We start from the raw sequence: 12,575 nt of genomic DNA, 5'->3' as shown, positions 1-12,575 counted from the left end.
AATGCCAGAAGAACTAGTTACGATAAATCAGCAAGTAGAAAACCCAAATGAAGCGGTTGCTCTGTTTGGAAATAATGATGCACATTTAAAGCGTATGGAAGATGAACTGAACGTCTCCATTGTAACGAGAGGCGAAGCAGTTTACGTATCCGGGGACCCTGACAGTGTTCAGACTGTTACTGATGTATTGAAGTCGCTGTTAGTCCTGATCCGCAAAGGAATCACGATCAGTGAACGGGACGTTTTATACGGAATTGAAATGGCAAAACGCTTAAAACTTGATGAATTTGAAGCATTATATGTAGATGAGATCAGCAAAGACGCCCGCGGGAAATCAATCAGAGTTAAAACTCTTGGACAAAGACATTATATCTCTTCTATCAGGAATAAAGATCTCGTCTTTGGAATTGGCCCTGCAGGTACAGGAAAAACATATTTAGCCGTTGTCATGGCAGTGAGTGCCTTAAAGAATAACAGCGTTAAAAAAATTATTTTAACCAGACCTGCGGTAGAAGCAGGAGAAAGCCTTGGATTCCTTCCAGGGGATCTTAAAGAAAAAGTTGATCCGTATTTGCGTCCTCTTTACGATGCTTTGCATGATGTGCTTGGAATGGAGCACACGCAAAGATTAATTGAAAGAGGAACAATAGAAATTGCTCCTCTAGCCTACATGAGAGGCAGAACGCTTGATGATGCTTTTGTTATTTTAGATGAGGCACAGAATACGACACCTGCGCAAATGAAAATGTTTTTGACGAGGCTTGGGTTTGGTTCAAAAATGGTCATTACAGGAGACATTACTCAGGTTGACTTGCCAAAAGGCGTTAAATCAGGACTTGCTGCCGCAAAAGAAACATTAAGTTCTGTCAGCGGCATTGCTTTTAACGAACTGCAGCAATCAGATGTTGTTCGCCACCCGCTGGTTGCGAAAATCATCGAAGCATATGATCAGACGAAGTGACCCGACAGCCCGATTTCGGGTCACTTTTTTCATGATTGCAGAGGGGAGCAGGGGGTGAGGTTATGAAAACGAAGCAAAAGCCTAAATTTAGTCAGTTAATCGAAAAAGTAAAGAATTATAAATTTATACATATATCGATGTATGTCATGCTTGCCGCTGTTATTTTTGTCTCGCTTTACAGCAATGTAAAGCCGGAAACGATTGATGTAGAACTGTTCACTTATTCCGATCAGACGATCATTGCCCCTACACAGGCAGATGATACCTATGAAACGGACAACAAGCGCCAGGAAGCCTATGACGCAGTTGAAGATGAATATGTTTTAAGAAAAGACTATGTCGTAAATAGAGTAGAAGTCATAACATCCATTTTTGATTTTGTAAAAGAAACGAATAAAGAGGCAGCAGATGAAATAAAACTTCAGAATGAAAATGTCACAGAGGGTGAAGAAGCCTATTCTATTTCTGCAGATGAAAAACTTAAACGTTTAAAGGACAAGCTTACTTCCGATATTAGAGAAAAAATTCCTGATGATGCCTTCAGAGCGCTGCTGGACTCTTCAGACAATGAATTGGCTATTGCAAAAGATTCAATCATTACGGCCGTTAATCGCGTAATGAGCGATGAAATTCCCCTTCAGAAACAGGATGAAGCAAAGGATCTTGTCGAAGAGGATCTTAAGTCTTCTACACTGAGGGCTGACTTATCAAATGCAGCTGTTCAGCTTGGAAGATATGCGGTGATTGCAAACTATGTATTTGATCTTGATGCAACGGAAGAAAAAAAGCAGCAGGCATATGATGATGTGAAAGAAGTGCAGATTAAACAAGGCCAGATTCTCGTTGAAGAAGGCGGTTACATCAGCAGAGACATCTACCGCAAGCTTGATCTAGTCGGGCTTCTCGATAATCAGCTGGCACTAAAGCCGTTTGCAGGACTAATGCTGATTATTCTTTTAATTATTGCGACGCTCATTTATTATTTTGAAGCACCTGATAAGCCTTCAGAGAGAAAGAATCACTCTCTTATTCTTTACGTTTTAATTTTCAGCATTACGATCCTGCTCATTAAAATCATCAGTTTCTTTCAGGAAATTGATTATTCGAATGTAGGATATCTGGTTCCGGTTGCAATGGGCGCTATGCTTATTAAGCTTCTTCTTCACGAGAGGCTTGCCATTTTAACGAGTATAATTTTTGCCGTCTGCGGCAGTATTATCTTTAATGAAGGCGTTACGGGTACCTTCAATTTTACCATCGGCGTGTATTTCCTGTTTGGAAGTATAGCGGGAGTCTTATTTCTGAATGAGCAAAATGTCCGTTCCAGAATTCTTCAGACTGGATTATTTGTAGCCTTGATTAATATCCTTATCATCACTTCTATCCTATTAATGCAAAATGGAAGCTATTCAAACATTGAGCTCGGTTCATACTTTATCATGGCCCTTGCGTCTGGACTTGTTTCTTCTGTTTTGACTATCGGATTTATGCCGTTTTTTGAAACGGGGTTTGGAATACTGTCTACTATGAAATTAATTGAATTATCGAATCCAAATCATCCGCTTCTCCGCAAAATATTAACTGAAACACCGGGCACATATCATCATAGTGTCATGGTTGCCAACTTGTCTGAGGCAGCTTGTGAAGCAATTGGTGCGAATGGCCTTCTTGCTCGTGTGGGAGCGTATTACCATGATATTGGAAAAACAAAACGGCCTCAGTATTTTATCGAAAATCAGATGAATATTGAAAATCCGCATGATAAATTGTCACCGCAGTTAAGCAAGAATGTCATTATTTCTCATGTGTCAGATGGTGCAGAGCTACTCCGCAGGCATAAAATGCCAAAGGAGTTTGTTGATATAGCCGAACAGCATCACGGAACAACGTTATTGAAGTTTTTCTATCATAAGGCAAAACAAAATCATCCTGATATTTATGAAGAAGAGTTTCGTTACCCGGGACCTAAACCACAGACCAAAGAGATTGCGATTATCTCAATAGCTGACAGTGTTGAAGCTGCAGTGAGATCCATGTCGAGTCCAACTCCTGATAAAATTGAAAAGCTTATTCGCGGTATTATTACAGACAGACTTCAGGATCATCAGCTAAACGAATGTGATTTAACGCTCAGAGAGCTGGATATTATTGCAAAATCATTCAGTGAAACATTAAAAGGTATTTTTCATTCCAGAATCGAATATCCGGAAATTTCAAAACAGAAGGTGAAACAAGCATGACTAGAATGATTATTGATATGATTGATGAAACAGAATTGCTGACAGAAGAACAGCTTGAAATGGTTGAAACACTGCTTCAGCACGCAGCTGAAGCTGAACGCGTTGCACAGGACGCTGAGCTGTCTGTTACATTTGTCGATAATGAAAAAATTAAAGAAATCAATCGGGTTTATCGCAGCAAAGATCAGGTTACAGATGTCATTTCTTTCGCCATGGAAGAACAGGGGGAAGGTGAAGTTTCAATTGTAGGGGTGGACATGCCTCCAGTTTTAGGAGATATTATTATATCTGTCCCCCGTGCATCTGAACAGGCTGAGGAATATGGTCATTCCTTTACAAGAGAGCTTGGCTTCCTGGCTGTTCACGGTCTGCTTCATTTGCTTGGCTATGATCATATGACAGAGGAAGATGAGAAAAAAATGTTTGGAAAACAAAAAGAAATCCTGGATGCATATGGGCTCAAAAGGGAGATCTGAGCGGGAACGTTTCATTAGAAGCTTTTCCTATGCGTGGGATGGGATAAAGAGCACATTTAGATCTGAACGTAATTTTCAAATACATACCGTCATTTGTATTCTTGTTGCCGCTGCAGCTTTCTTTTATCATATCACGCTCACTGAATGGCTTATCATCCTTTTTTTAATAGGGGGAATGCTGTCGCTTGAGCTGATGAACACGGCCGTAGAACGGCTTGTGGACCTTGTCACGGCAGAATATCATCCGCTTGCAAAAGCAGCTAAAGATGCTGCAGCAGGTGCAGTTTTGATTTATGCAGTGCTAGCAGTTATTATAGGGTTAATCATCTTTATCCCTAAAATTTTATAAGTTATGAGAAAATTCTTACAATTAAATTACATTTGCGGCATCTGCGTGAAATTTCACCTCATTTTAGGTAAAATAGAAATACATGGTGTCGCCAAAACAGAAAGGGAGTAGAGCTTTGAACTCTGAACAACTCATCAAAGAAGCAAAAGCAGCACGCGAAATGGCATATGTTCCTTATTCCAAATTCCAAGTTGGGGCTGCTCTATTAACGAAAGACGGAAAAGTATACAGAGGCTGCAACATTGAAAACGCCTCATACGGCATGACAAATTGTGCTGAACGGACAGCGTTGTTTAAAGCTGTTTCAGAAGGCGACAAAGAGTTTGCAGCCATCGCAATTGTTGCTGATACAGAAGGTCCTGTTTCACCGTGCGGAGCCTGCAGACAGGTGATTTCTGAACTTTGTCCAAAGGACATGAAGGTCATCCTGACAAATCTGAATGGTGATGTAAAAGAATGGACAGTGGCAGATTTATTGCCCGGGGCATTTTCAGCGGAGGATCTTCATGAATAGAAATGAACCTGAATACAAATCCGGCTTTGTTTCCATCATTGGAAGACCAAATGTAGGGAAATCAACGTTCCTTAATCGGGTGATTGGCCAAAAGATTGCGATTATGAGTGACAAACCTCAGACTACACGCAATAAAATACAAGGCGTATACACAACAAATGAATCTCAAATTGTTTTCATAGATACACCAGGAATACACAAACCAAAGCACAAGCTCGGTGACTTCATGATGAAAGTAGCGCAAAACACGTTAAAAGAAGTAGATGTTGTTTTGTTCATGATTAATGCTGAAGAAGGATACGGCCGCGGTGATGAATTTATTATTGAAAAACTGCAGCACACAAAAACACCTGTATTTTTGATCATCAATAAAATCGATCAGATCCATCCTGATCAATTGCTTCCATTAATTGATCAATATCGAGCTTATTATCCATTTAAAGAAATCATTCCAATCTCTGCGCTGCAGGGGAACAATGTTGATACGCTGCTTGAACAGATTGAATCCTATTTGCCTGCAGGTCCTCAATACTATCCTGCAGATCAAGTAACAGATCATCCTGAGAGATTTATTATTTCTGAATTGATCCGCGAGAAGGTGCTGCATTTAACCCGGGAAGAAATTCCTCATTCAGTTGCCGTTGTTATTGATGCTATTGAGAGACGGGACAATAACCAGTCTATTTATGTCAGCGCAACGGTAATTGTTGAACGTGATTCACAAAAAGGTATTGTCATCGGCAAGCAGGGGAAAATGCTGAAAGAAGTGGGACAGAGAGCCCGTGTCGACATTGAGGCGCTGCTTGGCACTAAAGTCTTTCTCGAGCTGTGGGTAAAAGTTCAAAAGGATTGGCGCAATAAGATGACCCAGCTTCGCGATTTCGGATTTAGAGAAGATGAATATTAAGCTTTTTAACAAAATTTGTTTAACATGAAACGAAGGATCTCAGGTCAAGATAACGATATAGAAATTGGATTATAGCTTGCTTGTCTTAACGACAGAAAGGTGGGGGTTTACATGTTGGATTTTACCTGGAAAGTCTTTATTCAAACAGGTAATATTGATACCTATCTTCTTTTTAAGGAACTGGAAAAAGATACTGGTGACGGACCCGATTCACAAGATCATGAGCTGGCGGAAGCTGACTTTCCAATTTCGTGATCTGACCAAATCCTTCTGGATGGTGAGAAAGATTGCTTCAAAAGTGTGAAGGCATTGTCATTAGAACAAATGATTACGGTGAAACAAATAAAATTGTGACAATCTATACCCGTGAACTTGGGAAGGTGGGGGTAATGGCCAGAGGGGCAAAAAAGCCTAATAGCCGGTTAACCTCTTCCACTCAGTTATTCACATACGGGTATTTCTTATTTCAGAAGTCTTCCGGACTAGGAGGGCTGCAGCAGGGCGAGACCATTTCTTCTATGAGGGGGATTAGGGAAGATATCTTTCTGACGGCATATGCTTCATATGCAGCAGAATTGCTTGATAAAAGCACAGAGCAAAATGAGCCTAATCCCTTTCTTTTTGAATTGTTCAATCAGACCCTTCAGCTCCTGAACGAAGGCGTTGATCCTGATGTCCTGCTTTATATTTTTGAGATGAAAATCGTGAATGTTCTTGGGTTATATCCGCAGCTTGATTCATGCGTAAACTGCAGCAGCAAGGATGGAACCTTTCATTTCTCAATAAGAGAAAACGGTTTTATCTGTCACAGATGCTTCGAGGTCGATCCGTACAGACTGCCGATTTCCCAGGCTACCGCTAAATTATTGCGTTTATTTTATTATTTTGATTTAGAAAGACTGGGGAAAGTAACTGTAAAGCCGGAAACAAAAGCTGAACTTAAATTGGTGATTGATTCCTATTACAGTGAATACTCAGGAATATTTCTAAAGTCAAAAAAATTTTTAGATCAGTTGGAATCATTAAAAGGGAAACTGACTTAATTTATACATATTGACTTTATCTTCTGTTTCTATTATGATGCTTGTAAATTAATATGTTGCTGTGAAGGAAAAAGAGTATTTGCATGACGTTATGAAAAGCGACCTTAGGATAGTGCGAGCTAAGGGATAACCGGCAAAGAAAGGCGTTTCTTGAGCGACTTTACCGGAAAGAGGCTGATGCATAATATGCATTGGCAATTAGGGTGGAACCGCGGGTTAACTCTCGTCCCTATGCTGCTATCAGACAGCGTAGAGACGGGAGTTTTTTGTTTTATTTAAGATATTTGGAGGTGCTTGGTTTGAATATTCAAGACATGATAGTAACATTGCAAAAGCATTGGTCAGATCACGGCTGTATTTTAATGCAGGCCTATGATACTGAAAAAGGAGCAGGGACGATGAGTCCATACACGTTCCTGAAGGCGATAGGTCCTGAACCGTGGAGAGTGGCTTATGTAGAGCCATCCCGCCGTCCTGCTGATGGCCGCTACGGGGAAAACCCAAACCGCCTTTATCAGCATCATCAATTCCAGGTCATCATAAAGCCGTCTCCTGACAATATTCAGGAATTGTATTTGGATTCATTAAAAGCTTTGGGAATTGATCCGCTGAAACATGATATCCGTTTCGTTGAAGATAACTGGGAGAACCCTTCACTTGGCTGTGCTGGACTTGGCTGGGAGGTCTGGCTTGATGGAATGGAAATTACTCAGTTTACCTATTTCCAGCAAGTGGGCGGAATTGAGTGCAAACCCGTATCTGTTGAGATCACATATGGCATTGAACGCCTTGCTTCCTATATCCAGGATAAAGAAAATGTATTTGACTTAGAATGGACAGATGGATTTACCGTTCGCGATATTTTCTTGATGCCTGAATATGAGCATTCAAAATATACATTTGAAACGTCAGACGCTGACATGCTGTTTAATCTATTTTCGATCTATGAAAAAGAAGCGCATCGGCAAATGGACGAAGGACTCGTACATCCCGCTTATGACTATGTTTTGAAATGCTCCCATACATTCAACCTCCTTGATGCAAGAGGAGCCATTTCTGTAACAGAGAGAACGGGATACATTGGACGTGTAAGAAACTTAGCAAGAAAAGTGGCAAAAACGTTTTATGAGGAAAGAGAAAAACTAGGATTTCCAATGCTGAAAAAAGAGGAGGCTAAAACAGATGAGTAAACATGATTTGCTGCTTGAACTCGGACTTGAGGAATTGCCTGCAAGATTTGTAACGGATGCAATGAATCAGCTTTCTCTAAAAGTAACGAACTGGCTGAAAGAGAAAAATATCACTTTTGGTGAAGTGAATGTTTTTTCAACACCAAGAAGACTTGCGGTGCAAATCGAGGGTGTTGCTGCTAAACAGGATGATATCGAGGAAGAAGCTAAGGGACCTGCCAAGAAAATTGCGCTTGATGGAGACGGAAACTGGTCAAAAGCTGCTGTCGGATTTTCTAGAGGACAGGGAGCAAGTGTTGAAGATATTTTCTTTAAAGAAATTGGCGGCATTGAATATGCTCATGTCCATAAGTTCATAAAAGGAAAAGAAACGAATGAGCTCTTAGCAGATATAAAAGAGATCATTACCGGCCTTACGTTTCCTAAAAATATGCGCTGGGGATCTCAGGACCTGAGATTTGCAAGACCGATAAAATGGATGATCGCTCTGTACGGCCAGGAAGTGATTCCTTTTAACATTACTGGCGTGCAAACAGGAAAAGAAACAAGAGGACACCGTTTTTTAGGCTCAGATCAAATCATTGATCATCCATCTGAGTATGAAAAGGCTCTTCTTTCACAGTTTGTCATTGCTTCTCCTGTAAAAAGAAAAGAAGCTATTCTAACTCAGCTGCATCATATTGAAGAAGAAAATAAGTGGAACATTCCAATCGACAAAGATTTATTAGAAGAAGTGACAAATCTGGTTGAGTATCCTACTGCTTTATTTGGAAAATTTGAAGAAGAATACCTGTCTCTTCCGGAAGAAGTGCTTGTGACAACGATGAAAGAACATCAGCGTTATTTTCCTGTAAAAAATGCGGAAGGACAATTGCTTCCTTATTTTGTAACAGTAAGAAATGGTGACCACAATCATATTGAAAATGTGGCAAGAGGAAATGAAAAAGTCTTGCGCGCACGTTTGTCAGACGCAGCATTCTTTTACAATGAAGACCAAAAGCTTGTGATTTCGGATAATGTGAAAAAACTTGATAAAATTGTTTTCCATGAAGAGCTTGGATCTACTGGAGATAAAGTCAGAAGAATGACTGCCCTGTCAAAAACTCTAGCTGAGCGATTTAATGTTTCCTCCGAAGAAAAAATACATGTCTTGCGGGCAGCTGAGATTTGCAAATTTGACCTTGTTACTCACATGGTTTATGAATTTCCTGAATTGCAGGGGATAATTGGTGAAAAGTACGCCAAGGCATTTGGTGAAGCAGAAGAAGTTGCTGCGGCTGTGAATGAGCATTACATGCCGCGGCATGCTGAAGATTCAGCACCTGCAACAACTGCAGGTGCGATCGTGGCATTAGCAGATAAACTTGATACGATTGCAGGTTTCTTCTCTATCGGCGTCATTCCGACTGGTTCACAGGATCCCTACGCCCTTAGACGCCAGGCAAGCGGTATTGTTCAAATCCTTTTAGCGAAAAAGTGGACTATTTCTTTAGAAGAATTATTTGACATTGCTCTTGCGCCTTTTAAAGAAATTGATCAAAATAAAGTAAAAAATGAACTCCTCGCATTTTTCAAAATGAGAGTAAAGCATGTTCTTGATGAGAAGAAAATCAGATATGATATTATTGATGCAGTGCTTGGCGCAGGCCAAATGGAACTGACAGCCATCATGAACAAAGCAGCAGTTTTAGAAAATGCAGCTAAAGATGAAAGCTTTAAGGGTATTATGGAAGCTTTTGCGAGAGTTCAAAATATCTCGAAAAAAGCAATCGGAGAAGCTGTTAATCCAGAGCTCTTTAAAAATAAAGAGGAGCAGGAGCTATATGATCAATATTTGCAGGTGAAAGAGGAGTATGAAACACATTCAGCCTTCGGTGAGTACAATTCTGCATTTGCATCCCTCCGTACATTGCAGCCATTTATCGAATCATATTTTAACGAAACAATGGTTATGGCTGAAGACGATGCTTTGAAAAATAATCGTCTTGCACAAATGAAAAAGCTTGCTGTATTGATTGAATCCTTTGCTAATATGGATGCTGTCATTGTAAAGTGATAAAGTCAGACGGTTGCCTGAAAGAGGGCAATCGTCTGCTTCATTTTATAAAGATTGAATTTTAATAAGTAAAAATGATAGGCATTCTCTTGCGTCTTAGCGGTCGGTTCCGCATTTCTTGTTGTCCAGCTTCACCTCCAGCCCCTCGGCCAGAACGGCTCCGCCAGTAAAGGCAAAAAGCGCCTTTTCTGTCGGATCCTTATCTGTCTGCCGGGTCTAAACGGTCGGATCCGCATTTCTTGTTGTCCAGCTTCACCTCCCAGCCCCTCGGCCAGAACGGCTCCGCCAGTAAAGGCAAAAAGCGCCTTTTCTGTCGGATCCTTATCTGTCTGCCGGGTCTAAACGGTCGGTTCCGCATTTCTTGTTGTCCAGCTTCACCTCCCAGCCCCTCGGCCAGAACGGCTCCGCCAGTAAAGGCAAAAAGCGCCTTTTCTGTCGGATCCTTATCTGTCTGTCGGGTCTAAACGGTCGGTTCCGCATTTCTTTTTCCAAAGGTTCTTTTCAATCCGTCCAAATAGTATATAATATTTTTATATAGTATAACCTATTTAACCATCGGGAATTAGAACGCGGATACATGTATTGGAACCTTAAGGCGGTGAGTACAATCGAACTTAATAAAAGACAGGAACACATTCTGCAAATTGTAAAAGACAATGGACCGATTACTGGTGAACATATTGCCGATCAGCTGAATTTAACAAGAGCGACTCTTCGGCCTGATCTCGCTATACTGACTATGGCGGGGTATCTTGAAGCGAGGCCGAGAGTTGGGTATTTTTATACAGGCAAAACAGGAGCCGGACTTCTGTCAGATAAACTGAAAAAACTGCAGGTTAAAGATTTTCAATCAATCCCTGTCGTAGTAAATGAAAATGTATCGGTTTATGATGCAATCGTTACGATGTTCCTGGAGGATGTCGGAACTTTATTTGTAGTGGATCAGGGGTCTATTCTCGTTGGAGTATTGTCCAGAAAAGATTTGCTCAGAGCAAGCATCGGAAAGCAGGAACTTGCATCCATACCTGTGAATATTATTATGACAAGAATGCCGAACATTACAATGTGCAGGCGCGAGGATTACATCATGGATGTCGCGAAGTTTTTAATAAACAAGCAAATAGATGCCATTCCAGTCATTAAAGAGACGGAAAAAGGATTTGAAGTAACGGGCAGAATTACAAAAACAAATATGACGAAGATATTGGTCGGACTAGCTGAGAATGAAATCATCTAACTGGGGGAGGGGAATGGTATGAATAATCGTTATGTCTATGTTGTATCAGATTCTGTAGGCGAAACTGCTGAACTGGTTATAAAAGCAGCTATCAGCCAATTTAACGGCTATGCAGCTGACACAAAAATTAAACGAATTCCTTACGTTGAAGATTTAGGCACAATTAAAGAAGTGGTGGCACTGGCCAAATTGGAGCAGGCAATTGTGTGCTTTACACTTGTCGTTCCTGAGCTCAGGCAGGGACTGATTGAAGAAGCAAATTCACAAGGTGTTGTCTACTATGATATCATCGGCCCATTAATAGACAAAATGGAATCTGCTTATGGGATTAATGCAAAATATGAACCGGGAAGAGTCCGTAAACTTGATGAAGATTACTTCAAAAAGGTAGAGGCCATTGAGTTTGCTGTAAAATATGATGACGGCCGTGATCCGCGAGGCATCATGAAAGCAGACATTATTCTTGTGGGAGTATCCAGAACATCTAAAACACCGCTGTCTCAGTATTTGGCTCATAAGCGCTTTAAGGTTGCGAATGTGCCGATTGTTCCTGAAGTCGAACCTCCAGAGGAACTATTTAAAGTTTCTCCAAAAAAATGCATCGGACTTAAAATCAGCCCTGATAAATTAAATGACATTAGAAAAGAAAGATTAATTTCACTTGGACTTAATGATAAAGCTATTTATGCTAATATCGACAGAATCAAAGTGGAGCTTGAATACTTTGAAAAGGTTATTGATAAAATTGGCTGTCAGGTAATTGATGTATCTAATAAAGCAGTTGAGGAAACGGCAAACATGATCCAAAATATCATGAATGGATATAACTGAAGATCAGTGCACTAATAATGAACTCAGAGAAACAAAAGCTCTGAGTTTTATATATGTCCTGAAATTAACAAATTAAGTTCATGAAAAAGAATGGAAAAATGAAAGACTTTGTATTATAATAAAAAATTGTGATAAAATTACTTATTTTAGGTTTAGACTTGACTAAGAACGAATAAACTATTTATTGTGATCTGTCAAGTGAAGAAGTGAAAAATAATTCGACAAATTCAGTCTTGTTTTCCTCACGATCTTTTCTAAAAGGTTAAGAAGGAATCTATCGGAGTGATGTAGAATAGTGAAAGATGACGAAAAAAAGATGCAGATAATTGTCGATGCAGATGCCTGTCCTGTTAAACAGGAAATTGCTGATCTAGCTGCCCATTATCAAATCAACGTCCTGTTTGTTGCGTCTTATAACCATAAAACATCAAATACATACGGATATGATTGGGTTTATGTGGACACCGGCAAAGAATCTGCTGATTTATACATCGTTAATCATTCTTATCGTCATGATCTGGTTGTGACGCAGGATATTGGTCTTGCAGGTCTGCTTCTGAAAAAAGGGGTTATAGTCATGACACCTCGGGGTAAACAGTATACAGAAGAAAATATTGAGATGGCGCTTGAGTTCAGGTATCTTTCTGCGAAAGAACGCCGAGGCGGAAAGCATACAAAAGGCCCCAAAAAGTTTACCCAATCAGACAGAGACAGTTTTATTTTCACACTGGAAAAGATTTTGTCGAAAGATGCAGGAATTAGTGGTTAAAT

At 40.2% G+C, this 12,575-nt stretch carries 13 protein-coding genes; all 13 read left to right on the top strand.

The genetic code is table 11. The features are described from left to right. The first annotated feature begins 1 nt into the window (after position 1). The 13 genes from QLQ22_RS18055 to QLQ22_RS17995 all read left to right on the top strand — a co-directional run bounded on the left by QLQ22_RS18055 (position 2) and on the right by QLQ22_RS17995 (position 12,573). On the top strand, positions 2–961 hold the full coding sequence (locus tag QLQ22_RS18055; protein ID WP_223436786.1) for a PhoH family protein: 960 nt from the start codon (positions 2–4) through the stop codon (positions 959–961). A gap of 62 nt (positions 962–1,023) precedes the next feature. Further along, positions 1,024–3,201 (top strand): HD family phosphohydrolase, encoded by a 2,178-nt coding sequence (locus QLQ22_RS18050; RefSeq protein ID WP_223436784.1) that lies wholly within the window; start codon positions 1,024–1,026, stop codon positions 3,199–3,201. 59 nt (positions 3,202–3,260) lie between these two features. After that, entirely contained in the window at positions 3,261–3,677 is a 417-nt protein-coding gene (ybeY, locus tag QLQ22_RS18045; RefSeq protein ID WP_421180526.1) for an rRNA maturation RNase YbeY, read from the top strand. Then, entirely contained in the window at positions 3,649–4,026 is a 378-nt protein-coding gene (locus QLQ22_RS18040) for a diacylglycerol kinase family protein (RefSeq protein ID WP_420828877.1), read from the top strand. Before ybeY ends, QLQ22_RS18040 begins: the two co-directional genes overlap by 29 nt. A gap of 115 nt (positions 4,027–4,141) precedes the next feature. Then, on the top strand, positions 4,142–4,540 hold the full coding sequence (locus tag QLQ22_RS18035) for a cytidine deaminase (RefSeq protein ID WP_223436782.1): 399 nt from the start codon (positions 4,142–4,144) through the stop codon (positions 4,538–4,540). Beyond that, positions 4,533–5,447, top strand: a complete 915-nt coding sequence (gene era / locus QLQ22_RS18030; RefSeq protein ID WP_223436780.1) for a GTPase Era — start codon at positions 4,533–4,535, stop codon at positions 5,445–5,447. Before QLQ22_RS18035 ends, era begins: the two co-directional genes overlap by 8 nt. Before the next feature lie 111 nt (positions 5,448–5,558). Next, positions 5,559–5,702, top strand: a complete 144-nt coding sequence (locus QLQ22_RS18025) for a YqzL family protein (RefSeq protein ID WP_070875439.1) — start codon at positions 5,559–5,561, stop codon at positions 5,700–5,702. 32 nt (positions 5,703–5,734) lie between these two features. Next, complete coding sequence (recO, locus tag QLQ22_RS18020; protein ID WP_284015286.1) at positions 5,735–6,490, top strand: DNA repair protein RecO; 756 nt, start codon at positions 5,735–5,737, stop codon at positions 6,488–6,490. Positions 6,491–6,789: 299 nt separating this feature from the next. Beyond that, the gene (gene glyQ / locus QLQ22_RS18015; RefSeq protein ID WP_223436776.1) at positions 6,790–7,680 is read left to right on the top strand and encodes a glycine--tRNA ligase subunit alpha; all 891 of its coding nucleotides are present in this window, start codon (positions 6,790–6,792) and stop codon (positions 7,678–7,680) included. Further along, a complete protein-coding gene (gene glyS, locus QLQ22_RS18010) occupies positions 7,673–9,736 on the top strand; it encodes a glycine--tRNA ligase subunit beta (RefSeq protein ID WP_284015285.1) in 2,064 nt (687 codons plus the stop codon). The genes glyQ and glyS overlap by 8 nt, the downstream gene beginning before the upstream one ends. Positions 9,737–10,334: 598 nt before the next feature. Then, positions 10,335–10,973 (top strand): transcriptional regulator CcpN, encoded by a 639-nt coding sequence (gene ccpN, locus QLQ22_RS18005; protein ID WP_223436773.1) that lies wholly within the window; start codon positions 10,335–10,337, stop codon positions 10,971–10,973. Between the two features lie 18 nt (positions 10,974–10,991). Beyond that, positions 10,992–11,804 carry a pyruvate, water dikinase regulatory protein gene (locus tag QLQ22_RS18000; protein ID WP_223436771.1) on the top strand — a complete coding sequence of 271 codons (813 nt, stop codon included), beginning with the start codon at positions 10,992–10,994 and terminating at the stop codon, positions 11,802–11,804. Between the two features lie 316 nt (positions 11,805–12,120). Continuing rightward, entirely contained in the window at positions 12,121–12,573 is a 453-nt protein-coding gene (locus QLQ22_RS17995; RefSeq protein ID WP_223443558.1) for a YaiI/YqxD family protein, read from the top strand. The last annotated feature ends 2 nt before the right edge of the window (positions 12,574–12,575 follow it).

The organism is Metabacillus hrfriensis (genome assembly GCF_030127205.1).
Lineage (GTDB): Bacteria > Bacillota > Bacilli > Bacillales > Bacillaceae > Bacillus_P > Bacillus_P dongyingensis.
Note: the sequence above shows the minus strand (reverse complement) of the source record. Positions and strands in the feature narration are given on the sequence as shown.

Bases quoted from the DNA above. Each gene is read 5' to 3' on its own strand.
- ybeY (WP_421180526.1), top strand. From the start codon at position 3,261: ATGGTTGAAACACTGCTTCAGCACGCAGCTGAAGCTGAACGCGTTGCA.
- QLQ22_RS18000 (WP_223436771.1), top strand. From the start codon at position 10,992: ATGAATAATCGTTATGTCTATGTTGTATCAGATTCTGTAGGCGAAACT.
- QLQ22_RS18025 (WP_070875439.1), top strand. From the start codon at position 5,559: ATGTTGGATTTTACCTGGAAAGTCTTTATTCAAACAGGTAATATTGAT.
- era (WP_223436780.1), top strand. From the start codon at position 4,533: ATGAATAGAAATGAACCTGAATACAAATCCGGCTTTGTTTCCATCATT.
- QLQ22_RS18040 (WP_420828877.1), top strand. From the start codon at position 3,649: ATGCATATGGGCTCAAAAGGGAGATCTGAGCGGGAACGTTTCATTAGA.
- glyS (WP_284015285.1), top strand. From the start codon at position 7,673: ATGAGTAAACATGATTTGCTGCTTGAACTCGGACTTGAGGAATTGCCT.
- QLQ22_RS17995 (WP_223443558.1), top strand. From the start codon at position 12,121: ATGCAGATAATTGTCGATGCAGATGCCTGTCCTGTTAAACAGGAAATT.
- QLQ22_RS18050 (WP_223436784.1), top strand. From the start codon at position 1,024: ATGAAAACGAAGCAAAAGCCTAAATTTAGTCAGTTAATCGAAAAAGTA.
- QLQ22_RS18055 (WP_223436786.1), top strand. From the start codon at position 2: ATGCCAGAAGAACTAGTTACGATAAATCAGCAAGTAGAAAACCCAAAT.